Raw genomic sequence first — 16,589 nt, 5'->3', positions numbered from 1 at the left:
TGTCGGGGGCCGCAGGCCCCTCAACAGGGGCGCGGGGAACTGCGCGACCGGCCCCCACCGGCCCGCAGCCGAATCACTGCACCTCCAGCGGAGCTACTTCGGCTTCCGTACCGAAAGGTGCAGCTCCCGCAGCCGCGCCTCCTCCAGCTCCGTCGGCGCGCCCATCATCAGGTCCTGGGCGTTGCCGTTGAGCGGGAAGGCGATCGTCTCGCGGATGTTGGGCTCGTCGGCCAGGAGCATCACGATCCGGTCGACGCCCGGCGCGATGCCGCCGTGCGGGGGCGCGCCGAAGCGGAACGCGCGGAGCATGCCCGCGAACTCGCGCTCGACGGTCTCCGCCTCGTAGCCCGCGATACCGAAGGCCTTCAGCATGATGTCCGGCTCGTGGTTCCGGATCGCGCCGGAGGACAGCTCGACACCGTTGCAGACGATGTCGTACTGCCAGGCCAGGATGTCGAGGGGGTCCTGCGTCTCCAGGGCCTCCATACCGCCCTGCGGCATCGAGAAGGGGTTGTGGGAGAAGTCGATCTTCCCCGTCTCCTCGTCCTTCTCGAACATCGGGAAGTCGACGACCCAGCAGAAGCGGAAGACGTCCTCCTCGAAGTGACCCGAGCGACGAGCCGCCTCGACCCGCACCGCACCCATGATCTTCGAGACCTCGTCGAACTCACCCGCACCGAAGAACACCGCGTGACCGGCAGCGAGAGACAGCCGCTTCGTCAGCTCCGCGACGTTCTCCTCCGTCAGGAACTTCGCGATCGGGCCGGTGAGCGAGCCGTCCTCGGCGACCCGCACCCACGCCAAGCCCTTCGCACCCTGCGAGACGGCGTAGTCACCGAGCTGGTCGAAGAACTTACGGGGCTGCGAGGACACGTCCGGCACCGGCAGCGCCCGTACATGCTTGCCCGCGAAGGCCTTGAACTCCGAGCCCTCGAAGATGTCGGTGATGTCGGCCAGCTCCAGCTGGGCCCGCAGGTCCGGCTTGTCGGAGCCGTACTTCAGCATCGCCTCACGGAACGGGATACGCGGGAAGGGGGAGGTGACATGGCGGCCGTTCCCGAACTCCTCGAACAGCTCCGTCATCAGCTGCTCGATCGGCTGGAACACGTCCTCCTGCTCGACGAAGGACATCTCCACGTCGAGCTGGTAGAACTCGCCCGGCGAACGGTCGGCGCGCGCGTCCTCGTCGCGGAAGCATGGCGCGATCTGGAAGTAGCGGTCGAAGCCGGAGATCATCAGCAGCTGCTTGAACTGCTGCGGGGCCTGCGGAAGTGCGTAGAACCTGCCCGGGTGCAGACGGGACGGGACGACGAAGTCGCGGGCGCCCTCGGGCGAGGTGGCGGTGAGGATCGGGGTCGCCAGCTCGTTGAAGCCGAGGGCCGTCATCTTGCTGCGGATGGCGGAGATGACCGCCGTACGCAGCATGATGTTGCGGTGCATGCGCTCGCGGCGCAGGTCCAGGAAGCGGTACTCCAGGCGCCGCTCCTCGTTCACACCGTCCTCGGTGTTGATCGTGAAGGGCAACGGGGCGGCGGCGCCGAGTAGCTCGACCTCGCTCACCTCGACCTCGACCTCACCGGTCGGCAGGTCCGGGTTGATGTTCTCGGCACCGCGCGAGACAACCTTGCCGTCGACGCGGACGGTCGACTCCTTGGAGAGCTTGTCCAGCGCCTCGTACGCGGCCGTGCCGGGGCGGGCGACCAGCTGCGTGATGCCGTAGTGATCGCGAAGATCGATGAAGAGGATGCCGCCCAGGTCGCGCCGATTGTGCAGCCAGCCGCTCAGCCGGACGTCGCTGCCGACGTCAGAGGCGCGGAGCTCGCCGCAGGTGTGGGACCTGTACCGATGCATCGTCGTTCATCCAGTCTTCGCGGATCGGGGTCTGTGTGTCACGGCCTATGTCACGGCCTGTGTTGTCACGTTCTGTGTTTCACGTGAAACACAGACCCAAGCGTACCGGGGAGCCAAAGCCCGCCTCCCCACCATTACGGGTGGGTCACGACCATCACGGGCCTGTCACGGTCCGACCCTCCGAAGGGTGGCCTTTTCACCTTTAGTGGCTTCTCACGATCACCTCTTCCTACAGTGGCCCAATGCGCACTGGTGAGCCCCTGCCCGCCGTGGGGGACGTCCTGGCCGCCCTCGCGACCGGCCTGTGGCGTTGGGACAACGCGGCCGAACTGGTCACTCTGGATGCCGAGGCCGCACGGCTGCTCGGACTTCCCTCCGAGCCGATCACACTGTCGGAGGCCGGCGCCCGCGCCCGCTTCCACCCGGTCGACTGGAACGAGGTCAAACCGGTCGTCCAGCTGGCCGCCTCCGAGGGCACCATCGCCGAACTCCGGATGCGGGTCATGGACGGTCAGGGGCGCGTACTGCGTACGGTACGCAGCCGCTCCAAGCCGTCGTACGACACTGAATCGCGCTCCTACCAGCTGGTCGGCACCCTTCAGGAGGTCTCGGAGCCACCGCCGGGCGCCGCCGCCCGCACCCCCGTCACCGGCGACTGGCGCCGCTCCCGCGAGGCGTTCCTGCTGGACGCCGGGCGCGCACTGGCAGAGGCCCGCTCCACGGAGGAGGTGCTGCGGGTCGCGGCCGGCCTGTCGATGCCCGGCTTCTCACCGGACGGCCTGGCCGTCTACGGCACTCAGGGCGACCGGCTGACGCTCATCGGCCACCACGGGCACCAGTCCGACGACGAGGGACCGTCCTCCGCGATGTCCGTGGACACGGACCATCCGGCTGCGGAGGTCGTACGCACCGGCCGTGCCGTCTATCTCTCCTCCCCGAAGGACTACCGGAAACGCTTCCCCGCCTGGTGGCCGCTCGCCCAGGGTTTCGCCCGGCAGTCGTGGGCGTTTCTGCCGCTCGTCGTCGCGGGCCGCACGATCGGCGCGTGGATGGCGGCCTTCACCTACCGCGTCTCCTTCACCCCCGACGAACGCTCCGTCCTCACCACCGTGGCCCGCATGCTCGCGCAGGCCCTCTCACGCGCCGGTGCCGCCGAGTCCGAACGCGAGCTGACGGACGGCCTCCAGCGCTCGATGCTGCCCAACCTCGGGCCGCAGATCCCGGGCATGACGGTGGCCGCGCGATACGTGCCCACCGGTGGCGGGCTCCAGGTCGGCGGCGACTGGTACGACATGATCCCCCTCCCCGGGGGCACCTCCCCGACCCAGCCCGGAGGAGGCAGATTCGCCCTCGTCATCGGCGACGTCCAGGGCCACGACGTACGCGCCGCCGGGCTGATGGGCCAGCTGAGGATCGCGCTCAGGGCGTACGCCTCCGAAGGACACCGCCCGGACGCCGTTCTGTCGCGCGCCTCGCGCTTCCTGTACGGGATGACGTCCGACGAGGAGGCCGCCGACCTGCGCTTCGCGACCTGCCTGTACGTGGAGGTCGACCCCGCGACCGGCGTACTGGACATCGCTCGCGCAGGGCATCCGGACCCGGCGATACGGATGGCAGACGGGACCGTGCTGACCCGGCCGACCGCGGGCGGACTCCCGCTCGGCATCGACCCGGACGCGGACTATCCGACGACACGGCTCGCCCTGGAACCCGGCGAGACCATGCTGATCTGCACGGACGGACTCATCGAGACCGGCGGGCACGACCTCGACACGGGCTGGCTCAGGATCCGCAAGATCCTGGAGAGCCACGACGGCGAGCAGAGCGACCTGGAGGCGCTGGCCGACGCACTGGTCCAGGCCGTGCACGGGCCCTCCTCGCACCACATGACCGGACCGCTGGTGGACCGCCGCGAGGACGACATCGCGGTTCTGCTGCTGTGCCGGCAGGGGGAGGGCTGCGGCTGCGGCGAACCACTGCCGGCACGGACGTCGGTACGACGCACCGTGCTGACCGTGGCACAGGCGGAGCCCGAGCGGGTCGCGGACGCCCGCAACCAGCTCCGGGAACTGCTGCACGACTGGGCGTCCGACGACCAGATCGACTCGGCGGTGCTCCTGGTCTCGGAGATGGTCACGAACGTACTCGTGCACACGGACGCCGAAGCGCTGCTCGTCGCCGAGATGACGGGCGAGGCGGGCTCCCGCCGGATCCGGGTCGAGGTCACCGACCGGAGCGACGCCCTGCCCCACAAGCGTCAGCCCGGAGAACTGGCGTCCTCCGGGCGGGGCTTGATGCTCATGGAGCTGCTCTCGGACGCCTGGGGAGTGGACCCGCGGGGCGAGGGCAAGAGCATCTGGTTCGAGCTCTACGAACCGGACGGCACCGGCGATCTCGTCGAGACGATCACCGGTACGTGATCAGAGGTACTGACCGTCGTCGGCGCCTGTCGCCGACACCGGCCGCACCTTGACCGCGACGACGTTGGAACAGTTGACCAGCACCGTCCCGCTGTCGACGCCGACGCGGCCGTTCAGCTCGAAGCGCAGGGTGGTCCCCTGGTCCAGCGCCAAGGTGACGCTGTCCACCGCCGACTCCAGCGACTCGTAGTCACGGCTCCTGACGGCCAGCGACTCCCCGACGACGGGATGGAACACGAGGTGGAGCTCCGGATTCTCCTGCGCCATGCCCGTCGTCCTTCCGTTCCGTACGCCGGTTAGGGAAACCGGCGATTCTCCGGAGCATTGACGGTGTCCTCGGGGGCTCCGGGCAGCCGCGTCGCTGCTCTGGCGCCCCTGCGTCTCCCAACCGTCAGGAGCCGTCTCTTGCACAACCCCGCGCCCAGCCCGGCCGCCGCTTCGCCGGCCGACGGTGACTGTTCTGGCCATCGCCGACGGCATCGCAACGCCGCGACGCACGGCTGCACCCAACCGCGCGCGACTCACCGTCAGCGACTCGGCGCCCCTCACACTTGCTCGCTGTCCAGGGCATCCGAACCAGTCGCCGGTGACTGCGACTTCGGCCGCGTCGTCGACGGCAAGCTGCTCACCCGCCCGGTCTGGCGCCTGCTCACGGTGTCGCCCCATGTGGCGGAAAGCATCGCGAGCGTGCTCGGAGCCGAGCCGCAGCGGCGATTGGCCAACGGCTTGGAGCAGTTCGAAGTCGTAGCCGAGAAGGCCAGTCTCCAAGTCGTCATCGAGGATGCTGGCAGGCTGACAGGGCAGATGAAGCTGTGGGACTCCCGTGGCCTGGCGCACCACTGCGACGGGCGTGCGTTCCTGTCCCCGGAAGCTGATGCAGGTCACCCTTGCGAGTGCCCGCCGACCATGGCCGAGCGCAGGGCGCGGGCCAGGGCCGGCCAAGGGCCGCAGCCGATCACGACACTTCTGTTCCGCCTGGCTGAATGCCCTGACATCGGCTCGTTCCGCTTCAGGTCCTCCTCCTGGCGCTTCGCCGAGGGGGTGCAACGGATACGCACTCAACTGGCCGCGGTGGGTGACGCTGCGCTTTGCGAACTCGCGATCCAAACGGTCGAGTTCCCGACCCGAAATGGCCGCCGGGTCTGCTACCACAAGCCCGTTGTGAAAGTGCTCGGCCCCTGGGCGTCCCGCGCTGCGCTGAGCCTCGCCGCCTGAGTGGCGTTTCCGAACGAATCCACCCCGCGTAGCGGGCCCCTGCCTGCGCGCACCCCAGGAGCACTATGGAAGACACCTTCCCCAACCCGCAGAACACAATGAAGGCCATCTGGCCGCCGGTCGCCATCCCCGGCCAGACGATGCTGTCGCTCGGATCAAATCTCGGATCAAATCCCGACGGAGACCCTGCACGTCCCCAGGGCGGGGACCGCATTGCTGAGCCAGTCGGTCCCCACGGCTCCGAGCGGGCCACCACAGTTGATCCGCTGCCTGGCTCAGCGAGCAACGGTGATCCCCTATCGGGCCTGGGGACCACGCATGGCATCAAAGCAATGGACGCCGGGGACCGGTCCCCGGAACAGACAAGGACCGCACGCTCGACGATCACCCCTGCCCTGGCAGACGATCAGCAGATCAACGCCCTGCTGACCGGACCCGGCAGCGCAGACCATGCTGGTACGGACGGACCGGAAGCCGGGGACGTGGTGGGGACTTCCGGTCAGCCGATCCCCGGATCCGGTCCCCGAGTTCCGGTCGCGCAGACCACGAATGGGGATCGCCGTGGGGACGTTCCCCAGGGCGCTTCGGGGACCGCGGTCCCCGACGACGGGTCGGGGACCGGTGACCGTGCTGATGCAGGCGGCCAGGTGGCCGTCGAGGGAGCCGTGCTGCTGGACGAGTTGCGGGCAGCGATCGGCAAGTACGTGGTGCTGCCCAGCGAGGAGGCGCTGACCGCGGTCACCCTGTGGGTGGCGGCCACGCACATCCAGACGGCTCTGCAGCACGCGCCGCGTCTGGCGGTGGTGAGCCCGACGAAGGGCTGCGGCAAGTCCCGGGTTCTGGACGTGCTCCACGAGACCGTGCACCAGCCGATGATGACGGTGAACACCTCCCCGGCGGTCATCTTCCGGGTCATCGGCAAGAACCCGCCCACCCTGCTGGTGGACGAGGCGGACACCATCTTCGGCCCCAAGGCGAGCGGTGACAGTGAGATCCTGCGCGGCCTGCTGAATGCCGGGCACCAGCGCAACCGGCCCGCCTGGCGGATCTCCGGTCCGGACCACAAACCCACCCCGTTCCGCACCTTCGCCATGGCCGCCATCGCGGGGATCGGCGACCTGCCGGACACGGTCATGGACCGGGCGGTCGTTCTACGGATGCAGAAGCGCAAGCCGGGCGAGAGGGTCACCCCTTTCCGCTCCCGGTATTCGGTGCCCGAACTCAACGCGCTGCGTGATCAGCTGGCTGCCTGGCTGGGCCCGCTGCGCGTGCAGGCTGCCCGCATGGTGCCGCAGATGCCGGTGGAGGACCGGGCGGCGGACACCTGGGAGCCGCTGGTCATCATCGCCGACCTGGCCGGCGGCCACTGGCCCGCCCGGGCTCGCGCTGCCTGCCTGGCCATGACCCGCCACGAGGCGGTCCAAGACGAGCAGAGCAGCCTTTAGACGCGGCTACTGCGCGACATCCATCGCATCTTCGCGCAGGCGGACAATCCCGAGGCCCTGGCCACCCAGGATCTGGTCGCCGCACTGCTTCAGGACGCCGAGGCCCCGTGGGCGGAGCACGGCTCCAAAGGGCTGAACGCCTACCACCTGAGCAACCTGCTGCGGGACTTCAACATCAGCCCGGCCAACTACCGCTTCGACAAGGGCAGGCAGGCCAAGGCGTACATGCGCAACCGATTCCTGGACGCCTGGGCCCGCAACTGCCCCGACCTCGTCGAGGCGGCACCCGAGCCCGACCGCGGCGCTGCCCCTGCCCGCATGGCCCAGGGCAGGCCGCCCGCCGCCCCGGCGGGGACGCTGCCTGTCGGCCCGCCCGGTGGCCCCGCCGGACCCAAGCGCGCTCTCTGATCCCACCGGGGTCCGTATCACTTCGTCGCATCCGTCCCCGCGCAGGTCAGCGCGGGGACGGACTCGCTCTCCGGGACGGAGTTCTCCGTACCTGCCCGCGTCTCCGTACCTGTGCTGACCAGGCATGCGACGGATGCGACGAAGGTGACACTGCCCGATTCCCCTGTCCTTCGGAGCACCACCATGCACACCGAGAACGACTCGAACCCCATTTCTTCCCGCCGCTGGGGTTGGTTCAGCCGGGACCGACGAACAGCAGCAAGCTGGAGCGAACGAGCCCCTAACGGGGCTTCGTCCGCGCTTGCCCCCGCCCCTGGGGTGGCGGAGGAGGAGGGGGCCGGGCGCCAGCGGGCACCCGAGCCTGAGGAGGGGGTGAGCGGGCCCCGCAGCACGTCTGCCGCCGACAGCCCCCAGCAGCCCGTCGCCGACTCCGTCACCCCACACGCCGAGTCGTCTGCCCGTCCTCAACCGCCCGCCGCCGTTGAGCAGCCCTCGTGGCGTGAGCCCGACGCTCCCGCGCTGCCTGCGCGGATGAACCGCAAGCGCACCACCGAGAAGCGTGACCAGGAGAAGAAGATCCGCTTCACCCTTACGGCGGTCCGCCTCATCGACGCAGAGGCCAAGCGGCGCCGCCAGAAGTTCGCCGGCTTCGTCGGCGACGCCGCCCTCGCCGTCGCGCTCGGCAAGGCGGTCATGGCCGGCAGTCCAGAGGACGACCCCGTCCGCCCGCTGGTGGAGGCTATCGAAGCGCACACCAAGGCGCTGAACCGGATCGGCACCAACCTCAACCAGATCACGGCAGCCGTCCACTCCGGCGCGATACCCGAGCGCGCCGAGGCCGCCTTCGACCGCATTGAGCAGGCCGCCCAGGCCAGTTATGCACTGATGGACCGGCTCCTGGCGGAAGGGGCCGGTCATGGTGCCTGACGTCTCCACCGGCTCCAGCACGCTCGGCCTGATCAACTACCTCTTCGGCAAGGGGCGACGTGACGAGCACACCGACCCCCACATCGTGGCCGCTTGGGACATGGCCGGCGCCCCCGGTCCCGGCCGCGACCCCGAGGCCACCTACACCCAGCTCGCCCGGCGCCTGGACCACCACGTCGACCTGCGCACCCGCGAGCTGGGCGGTAAGAAGCCGCCGCAGTATGTGTGGCACTGCCCCGTACGCACCGCGCCCGGCGACCGCTACCTGACCGACGCCGAGTGGGCCGAAGTGGCACGCCGTGTCGTCGCGGCCACGGGTATCGCCCCTGACGGCGACCAGAAGGCGTGCCGGTGGATCGCGGTCCGGCACGCCGACGACCACATCCACATCATGGCCACCACCGTCCGCGCCGACGGCCGCCGCCCTCGTACGAACCGGGACGGCTGGCGGGCCCAGCGCGAATGCCGCAAGATTGAGGCCGAGTTCGGGCTGCGCCGCCTGAAGTCCGGCGACCTCACCGCCCCGCGCACCCCGACCGGCGCCGAGCGCGCCAAGGCCGAGCGCCAGGGCCGGGATGAGACCGCGCGGGAGTGGCTGCGCGAGCAGGCATACTCGGTCGCCGCCGCCGTACGCAGCATGGACGAGTACTTCACCGTGCTGCGCTCCCTCGGCATTCAGGTCAGGCCGCGCATCGGCCCCGAGACCGGCGAGGTGACCGGATACAGCCTGGCCGCTCCCGGTGACACGGCCAACGGCGAGCCGGTCTGGTACGGCGGCTCAATGCTCGCCCCCGACCTGTCCTACAACCGCCTGTGCGAACGCCTCCCCACCCAGGACCCGGCCGACCGCCCCCAGCAGATGGCGGACCCGGCCGAAACGTGGCACCGCGCCGAAACCGCCATCCGCCACGCCCACACCGTCCTCGACTCGCGCGACGACGCCGTGGCCCAGGGCCACCTGGATGCCTTCGGCGACGCCCTCCACAACCTGGCCCTCGCCACCCACGGCGGGCACCGGGCTGAACTGCAAGCAGCGGCAAGGGCGCTCGACCGCGCCCGCCGCTCGGCGATCCGGGCCGACCATCAGGCCGCCACCGCCCTGCGGGAGGCCGCCAAGGAACTCGCCTACTCCACACACGATCCGGGCGGACTCGCCATCGCCCTGATCTGCGCCGCGCTCCACGTGGCGCGCGCCGCAGCCAAGTGGCATGAGCAGCGCGGTCACGAGCAGCAGGCCGCAGCGGCCGAAGAAGCCTTCCGCCACCTGGAGGCCGGTTACCAGCAGGCCGCCCAGCCAGTCTTGGCGGATCTCGCGCGGCGCGCACCGCGCGCCACAACCGCCGGCCGCTTCGAGCAGGATCTGCGCGCAGTCCTCCCCGACCACGCCGACCGCGTCCTCGCCGATCCCGCCTGGCCAGCCCTGACCACAACCCTCGCCCGCGCCGAGGCCGCCGGCCACACCCCCCGACGCCTCTTGGCTGAAGTCGCCGCGCGGCGAGAACTCGACACCGCCGATCGCCCCGCCGAAGTCCTCAACTGGCGCATCACCATCCAACCCAACAAGCGTTACGCAGCCGCCACGCGTCGCAGCGCACAGACACATGGGACGTACGGAGCTACGGAGCCGACGGCCACGCTTCCTCCCGTTGCCCCTGATCACCAACAGCGGCATCGCCGGTAGCCCCACCGGCAAGGGAAAAGCCCGCCGCCGATGAGGGCGTTGATGGCCTCCTTCCAGTTGCAGATCCGGCGCCCGCTCGCCGCGTGGCAGGCGAGCGGTGCGTCCGTGACCTCGACGACTGCGTTTTCAGTCACGCTTGACTTCTCTCCTGCCATGCGCCGCCGTCCTGTTGTGGCCCCGGGCGTACTCCGACGCCATCAAGTCGTCCAGGTAGAAGGGCCTCGAACTCCGGTCTCCCAGACGAAGCAGGTAGTCGAGCACACCCGCCGCGCCCGTCTGGTAGTCGGGGACAATACGGGTATTCGTCTCGTCGGGGATCAGCAATCTCCCACCGCGGTAGCAGTGCCTGGTCGCTAGAAGGGGAACGAAGCCCGCTCCCCATTCCCGGTACGTCTCATCGGCCAAGAGTTCCGCCGCATCGAGGAGGTACTGCCCGCTGCCAGAAAGGCCGTGGCATGCAGCGCTCGAGGCCCTCCAGCGGGAGTTACTTACGGTCCGAGCAGCCGCGCGGGCATAATCACCAAAAAGCTGTTCGCCTGTGCAGGCATGTAAGCGCACAAGGAAGCTCCCTATGCCGGAGGCGCCGCTGCACCAGTGAGGTAGGCGTTCAGCGGATCCCGGGCCAGCGGTCCACAGGACGCCTCCCTCGTCGTCGATCTGGGCCAGTCGGCAGAGCATGCGCCCCGTCTCGACTGCCAGGTCCATCGCATCTGCTCTGCCCAGTAACAGCCCCGATGCAAGCAACGCGTAGCCCACTCCGGCAGCGCCGTGTGCGAAGCCGTAGTGACTGGTGCCGGAGAAACGGGAGGCGCCGTCGTCGGGAATCGGCCACAGTGGACCTGTTGGGCCGGGCGCCGCCGCGCGCCTCAGACCATCCGTACATGCTGCTGCGCGCTCCAGCAGATCTGTATCGCCAGATCTCCACTGACAATGAAGATGGGTAAGCACCGCGCCCGCAAGACCGTGGGCGACGTCGGGATTCGGCCATGTGGTCGGCAGGGCACGGGCCAGCTCCACTGCCTTTTCGGAGAAGCGCTCGTCGCCGAGTGCATGCCCAGCCTCTGCCAAAACCCAGGCTGTGCCGCCCCGCCCGAAGTAGAGCCCGGGGCACGGGCTGCCAGGTCGGGAAGCGTGAGTGCGAAGCCACTCGGCCGCCGTGCGGGCGGAAGTAAGGCGGCCAGCGTGAAGCAGTGTCATGAGGATGCCGGCCGCACCGTGCTGCACCGTGCAGGGATCGGTGCGCGAGCCGAACGGAGACGAGGACCATAACCTGTCCTCGTCGGGAGCCATACCGGCCTCCAAATACGCCAGTCCGTCAGTAAGTAGACGCCGCTGGTCCGGCAGGTCCCACAACTCCGGGGAATCCGACGCAGTCGGCCGCGGCAACACGGCCGCCGTTCCCTCAGCAAGCACCGTCTCCGCCTTCTTCAAGTTGTGGCGCTCTGCGGGGGCGTCGCGCAGAAGCCCCAGTGCTGCTGCGGCGATGGCAGCCGACGGCTCACGGTGCCGGGTGGACAGCGAGAGCCGTGCTCTGAGCCGTGGCAGGAGCGCCATCGGGGAGTCGTCGTCGGGGAGCACCGGGTCCGTACCCGTGGCGAGGAGGAATAGCAGTCCGCCAAGGCTGTAGAGGTCCTCGGCGACCGTAGCCTGGCGGCCGCCCACATTCGACCGCAGCTCCGGCGCTAGATAGCCACGCGTACCCCGCGGAACTCCATGGGTGCCAACAAGCCGGGCTTCTTCCAGGTCCACCAGGGACAGGGTGTCATCAAGGCCAACGAGGATGTTGGTGGGCGCCAAGTCCCTGAAAACGTACCCCTCTGCGTGTACGGAGGCGACAAGGGCGACCAGTCGCCGCGCCATGGGCAGGGCACGGCTCCCCGGCACACCACCGCCCTCGGACAGCCTGGCAATCCACTCCCCGAGATGGATACCGGGAAGACGTTCCTCGACGAGGAACAAGTCGCTGTCCGCCGTGAAGGTGCCCGAGGTGGCGGGAACAGGGATGCCGGCGGAACGCATCTGCTGGAGATTCGCCTCCTCGCGGCGGAGGGCCGTCCGTGCATCACCCCCGTCTGGCATTGACTCAGTGAAGGCACGGGCATGTTTGAGGACGACCGCCTGGCCGGTGCGCGTATCGCGTGCTGCGTAGACTCCCCCCTTGGTCGAATGACGGAGGGCGAAATCGACGACGTATCTGCCAGCCAGTGTGGGGGCGCCTCCGTCTGTGGCCTCTTCCGCTGGCCTCTCCTGGGTCACAAAGGGGCAGGGTGCCCATGGAGGCGGGTCGTACCAGCTCTCCCGGTTATCGGGTTGGAGGGATCCGTCAGGTCGACGCAGCAGAAAACGCCGGACGCCATCACTGTCGTATCGCGAGAAATCGGTGAAGCCACCAAAGCGGTAGTGCACGATGCTTCCGGGCCGGAACTCACGGTCGGTGAGTATCCGGGGGCCCTGAAGATCCTCTGTGGCTGCATGAAGGTTGATGGCCAGTGACACGGCGCACCGCTCACTCGCAGGGTATACGGCGATCACCTTGCCTGATTCTGCGCGTCCGCACTCGCGGCTCGCCAACCACCGCACTACATCCCGATCGGTGGCGAACTTGAAGACGGCCTTCTGGTCGCGCAGCAGCGGAACCACACGCTCTAGCAGCACAGCTGCCGACTCGGGTACTGATGAAAGATGGATCTTCCATCCCTGCAGGGGTGTCTTCTCTGTTCCGGACAGCGGTACGACGGTGGTGTACGGGTGTCCCTGCCGCACCCTCCAGGAGTCATCCAGCATGCGGACCACGCGGCTCACCAGATCGTCCGTCGTTGTTCCTGCTACCCGATCCATTGCGTCTCTCTCCTCTCGTCCGGTCTGTGCCAGCCTTCCCTGCCCCGTGTGGTCTCGCGGCGGGCTAGATTCCTCGGGCTGGCTACTTCCTCGACGCGCTCGGTACATCGGGTTGTATTCGAAGGGCGAGACTTCCGCACACCACCAGCGATCCTGCGCCGACTGCAAAGGCCAGTCCGAAGGAGCCGTGATCCACCAAGAGGCCCACGGTCAGCGGTCCGAGAACTACACCGAGATCGTTGGGCATCTGGAATCCGGCAACCATACGACCGCCACGTCCCTGCAGAGCATCCGCTGCGAGCGCGCCGGGCGCGGTGCTCAGAAAGGCGGAGCCGATCCCCAGGACGACCATGTCGGCGATCACCATCACGGGGTTCGGGACCCATATCAGCGCCGCCATTCCGATGGCACAGAGAAGGGACCCTGTGAGGACGCCGAAGCGGCGACCGACAGTGTCGGTCAGGTGTCCAGCCGGATAGATGACTATCACCTCGACTGCAGCGAGGGTGCCCAGTGCCGCGCCGATCCACTGCGGGCCGGTGCCCATCGACGTCAGGAGAAGCGGCACCAGCACGCTACGCATACCGACGATGGTGAAACCGAGCGTGAGATTGGACGCAAGCGCCGAGACGTACGACGGTGATCGGAATGCCTCTGAGAACCGCAGCTCAGTTGTCTGTGCCTCCGCCGACGATTCTTGCGCTTCTCCACCCTCCCCCACGCCGCGCGCACCAGGGTCTTCGCTGGTGCCAGCAGCTTGAGGAGCCGCCGATCCGCTCCGCCGAAGCGCCAGAACGGCGATCAGTATGGCGATGGCGATGATGCCTGCGTAGAGAAAAAAGGGGGCACGCAGTGACATTGCCAGCACGGCCCCGCCTGCTGCGGGTCCGGCTATGCCTCCCGCCATGAACCCTGCGTGGTACATGCCCATGGCCCGGCCGCGTACATGCGCGCTGGCTGCCCGAATGACGAGCACGGTGGCCGCCACGGTGAACAGTGCCGACCCAATCCCCCCAACGGCACGGAAAACCAGCAATTGCGAGAAATTCGCGGACAACCCGGCTAGCAGGCTCGACAGTGCCACGACCACAAGACCGACGATCAGTGTGCAGCGTTCACCCATTCGGTCCGCAAGTCCGCCGCCCAGTGGGCCGAAGATCAACCGGACGAGTGAGAACGATGAGACGATCAAACCTGCCGCTGCGGCATCCAGGCCGAAGTGCTTACTGAGCAGGGGAATTGCTGGCGCGACGACTCCAACGCCAAGGGCTACGGCAAAAGCGATGGCGGACAAAGCGAGGAGGTGACGTACCCCGCTCTCGCTGGGCAATCGTAAGCACACGATCTTGAGTGTACCCAACTCCTATGACCTGTAGGCCCTTTGCCGTTGACTGTATGAACGGCTACACCTATTTTCGACAAGGTCACGCGTGGGCCTGCATCCCGAGAGAGGACAGGCCGACCCGGCCGCAGATTACTGGCGGAGGATGCGCGAATGATCGATCTTTCCAAAGAGTCTGGCCTCGACCTGGCCACTAATCCATCATTCGGGGCGACAGGCGCCATCCGCGAACGATGCATGTCGATGTATGATTTTGCACTTGATATTGCGGGCTCTTACGCCGCGGAGCTGGGCGGTCCTGCAGAACCTAAGAACTTATGTGAACAGCTCGCAAGAGCCTCAGCCGCGAACAGAACCTCCTGCTACCGCGACCCCCTCCTGCGAAGGCTGCTCAATTCCTGGCTCCGCGATCTTGACACGATTCCCCAGTCCCGAATGGCACCGAATGATGCTGCCGTCCTGCAGGAGGCAAGCCGACGCATCGCCGACGGCCCTGCTTGTGATGCATTCGAGACGGCCGCACTGCCGCTCTGGTTCCGGTCCGACCCGCTGCGTGTGGTGTCCGATCCTGGCTCTCGATCCTTCCGGCTCTACCAGGCCGCCGCGGAGGAAGAGCTACTCACCGAACTCGGAGCGGTTGTCGACGAACATGCGATCACGCTCTGCGCACCCACCCGGAAGATGATGTCCCGGCTGGTAGAGGGCATCGACGTGCTGGAGAGCACAGTGCCGGAGATTGCTGCTTCGACACTGGAGCACGTGGACGTGGTGGCGGTGTTCGACGTCGCCGAGCATGACCCTCTCCTGGGTGAGGAGCGTGAGCGGCCAACACTCATGATGAGCAGTTCTCACTACTCCCTACCGGGAGCCTTGTTCCTCTCACCGGCCGCCTTCGCACAGCCCGAGACGTGCGCCGAAGCTCTCTTGCATGAGTCCTGCCATCAGAAGTACTTCGACCTGGCGGCCTCCAAACAGCTTTACCGGCCGGGTTACCTCCTCGAAAAATCGCGCCGCATCTCAGTTATATGGAACAGCGGAAAGCCAGTTCCTGTACGGGAATGGGCAGCCGACCGCGCTTTGATCGCATTTCATGTGTACGTGCATCTGTCGGCCTTCTTCTTGCAGGCAGGGCCAGAATATCGGGATTCCCGATCCCCGGCTGCTATCCCTCGAAGAATTCATGCAGCCACTTCCCGAAGTCGGTCCAGACGAAATAGTCGAAACCGCACCTCTGTTGCGCGCCGGGGAGTGTACGTTCCACCACAGCCGCCTATGGCACTGTTCGTTGCCCAACACATCTCCGACGCCACGCATCGCCATCGTCCAGCGATACGTCCCGGATACGAACGCACCCCCGAAGACGGCTTGCCCGGATATGGCGGTCCCTCCCGGACACGGCGGTGGCGGTAAGAGTGGAGAAACGTGACAGCCCTGGAGGTCCCACCGTGGCAACCGGCCACCTCGATATCGCGCTGCCAGCACGTATCGAAAGCCTCGAAGTGCGAGAGCTGCAAGCAGAAGAAGGCGCCACTCTACAGGACTTGTTCGACGGACTGCCTGACTATGCGACCCTCTTCGGTGACCCCGGCGCAGCGGACGCCGTCAGTACCTTCCTCTCGCTGCCCGAAGGGAAGGACTACGAGGACAAGTTCCTTTTCGGTATCTGGGACGGCGTCAGACTCGTAGGTGCTGGGGACCTCATCAGGGGCTACCCCGCCGCGAACGTATGGACACTCGGTCTGTTCGTCCTCGACATGCCTCATCGCGGCCAGGGTGTGGGCCGCGCCCTAATGGGATGGGTCGAGGGGGCAGCACGCGGCCAGGGTGCCGCCTGGATGCGGTGTCTCGTCCGGCCGCAGAACGAAGACGGAGCCCACTTCCTGACAGCCCTCGGCTACACGAAGGAATCGGAGTTGCCCTCCTCGAACCGCGCTGTATACCAGAAACCTCTCGGCTGATGAAAGGGATATCGTGGCATCAGGATCCTTGACCGTTGTCGGCACAGGTGTCCGCTCCATTAGTCAGATCACCCCGGAGGCGCGGGAAGCCATCGAGTCCGCTGAGGTGGTGTTGTACGGCGTGGCCGACCCGGTCACTGCGGAGTGGATCAGAACCCACTCCCAGCGGTCGCAATCCCTCGCAGATTTCTACGAGGTAGGGCTGGCCAGGCCCGTGGTGTACCAGAAGATGGTCGACGCGATCATGGAACCGTTGCGCTCGGGCAAGCGGGTGTGCGCTGCGTTCTACGGTCACCCCGGCTTTTTCGTCACTCCATCCCACAAGGCTGTCCGACTGGCCCGTGCTGAAGGTATCGAAGCGAGGATGCTGCCTGGGATATGCGCGCTGGACTCGCTCTCTGCGGACCTAGTACTACAGCCGGTGGTTCACGTGACGTGATGGCGGTCGGTTCGTTGGGCCGTTCGTGGGACTGATGCTGCCGCCGGGGGCGGTTGGAACGGGCG

Annotated in this window: 12 protein-coding genes and 1 pseudogene; 8 read left to right on the top strand and 5 right to left on the bottom strand. The window is 67.6% G+C overall.

Annotation, left to right across the window (positions count from 1 at the left end; translation table 11 throughout):
• Positions 1-93: 93 nt before the first annotated feature.
• A complete protein-coding gene (aspS, locus tag ABD357_RS19420; protein WP_344391603.1) occupies positions 94-1,851 on the bottom strand; it encodes an aspartate--tRNA ligase in 1,758 nt (585 codons plus the stop codon).
• A 242-nt stretch (positions 1,852-2,093) separates the two neighbouring features.
• Here aspS and ABD357_RS19415 point away from each other — a divergent pair, with 242 nt between their 5' ends.
• Positions 2,094-4,271 carry a SpoIIE family protein phosphatase gene (locus tag ABD357_RS19415; RefSeq protein WP_344391602.1) on the top strand — a complete coding sequence of 726 codons (2,178 nt, stop codon included), beginning with the start codon at positions 2,094-2,096 and terminating at the stop codon, positions 4,269-4,271.
• On the opposite strand, the gene ABD357_RS19410 is transcribed toward ABD357_RS19415, so the two are convergent.
• On the bottom strand, positions 4,272-4,538 hold the full coding sequence (locus ABD357_RS19410) for a hypothetical protein (RefSeq protein ID WP_344391601.1): 267 nt from the start codon (positions 4,536-4,538) through the stop codon (positions 4,272-4,274). It lies immediately after the preceding gene.
• Between the two features lie 138 nt (positions 4,539-4,676).
• Between ABD357_RS19410 and ABD357_RS19405 the strand changes: the two genes are divergently transcribed.
• The 4 genes and pseudogenes from ABD357_RS19405 to ABD357_RS19390 all read left to right on the top strand — a co-directional run bounded on the left by ABD357_RS19405 (position 4,677) and on the right by ABD357_RS19390 (position 9,947).
• Positions 4,677-5,486 (top strand): recombination directionality factor, encoded by an 810-nt coding sequence (locus ABD357_RS19405; protein WP_344391600.1) that lies wholly within the window; start codon positions 4,677-4,679, stop codon positions 5,484-5,486.
• A gap of 680 nt (positions 5,487-6,166) precedes the next feature.
• Positions 6,167-7,339: pseudogene (locus ABD357_RS19400) on the top strand (DUF3631 domain-containing protein).
• Between the two features lie 183 nt (positions 7,340-7,522).
• Positions 7,523-8,266 (top strand): hypothetical protein, encoded by a 744-nt coding sequence (locus ABD357_RS19395; protein WP_425584926.1) that lies wholly within the window; start codon positions 7,523-7,525, stop codon positions 8,264-8,266.
• Positions 8,256-9,947 carry a relaxase/mobilization nuclease domain-containing protein gene (locus ABD357_RS19390; RefSeq protein WP_344391598.1) on the top strand — a complete coding sequence of 564 codons (1,692 nt, stop codon included), beginning with the start codon at positions 8,256-8,258 and terminating at the stop codon, positions 9,945-9,947. Before ABD357_RS19395 ends, ABD357_RS19390 begins: the two co-directional genes overlap by 11 nt.
• Here the strand turns inward: ABD357_RS19390 and ABD357_RS19385 are convergent.
• The 3 genes from ABD357_RS19385 to ABD357_RS19375 form a co-directional block, all read right to left on the bottom strand.
• Complete coding sequence (locus tag ABD357_RS19385; RefSeq protein ID WP_344391597.1) at positions 9,923-10,081, bottom strand: hypothetical protein; 159 nt, start codon at positions 10,079-10,081, stop codon at positions 9,923-9,925. The two genes, ABD357_RS19390 and ABD357_RS19385, sit on opposite strands and share 25 nt — an antisense overlap.
• The gene (gene lanL, locus ABD357_RS19380) at positions 10,074-12,731 is read right to left on the bottom strand and encodes a class IV lanthionine synthetase LanL (RefSeq protein ID WP_344391596.1); all 2,658 of its coding nucleotides are present in this window, start codon (positions 12,729-12,731) and stop codon (positions 10,074-10,076) included. The genes ABD357_RS19385 and lanL overlap by 8 nt, the downstream gene beginning before the upstream one ends.
• 136 nt (positions 12,732-12,867) lie before the next feature.
• On the bottom strand, positions 12,868-14,079 hold the full coding sequence (locus ABD357_RS19375) for an MFS transporter (RefSeq protein ID WP_344391595.1): 1,212 nt from the start codon (positions 14,077-14,079) through the stop codon (positions 12,868-12,870).
• Between the two features lie 1,138 nt (positions 14,080-15,217).
• Between ABD357_RS19375 and ABD357_RS44760 the strand changes: the two genes are divergently transcribed.
• Genes ABD357_RS44760 through ABD357_RS19360 form a run of 3 tightly spaced genes read left to right on the top strand, consistent with a single transcriptional unit; the run spans position 15,218 to position 16,524 of the window.
• A complete protein-coding gene (locus ABD357_RS44760) occupies positions 15,218-15,553 on the top strand; it encodes a phytanoyl-CoA dioxygenase family protein (protein WP_425584925.1) in 336 nt (111 codons plus the stop codon).
• A gap of 19 nt (positions 15,554-15,572) precedes the next feature.
• Complete coding sequence (locus ABD357_RS19365; protein WP_344391593.1) at positions 15,573-16,085, top strand: GNAT family N-acetyltransferase; 513 nt, start codon at positions 15,573-15,575, stop codon at positions 16,083-16,085.
• 28 nt (positions 16,086-16,113) lie between these two features.
• Positions 16,114-16,524: an SAM-dependent methyltransferase gene (locus ABD357_RS19360; RefSeq protein WP_344391592.1), complete on the top strand. Its 411-nt coding sequence runs from the start codon at positions 16,114-16,116 to the stop codon at positions 16,522-16,524.
• Positions 16,525-16,589: the final 65 nt, after the last annotated feature.

The sequence above is a fragment of the Streptomyces vastus genome (genome assembly GCF_039532825.1).
GTDB classification, from domain to species: Bacteria; Actinomycetota; Actinomycetes; order Streptomycetales; family Streptomycetaceae; genus Streptomyces; species Streptomyces vastus.
The sequence above is the reverse complement of the archived record's forward strand: the minus strand, read 5'-3'. Positions and strand labels throughout refer to the sequence as shown.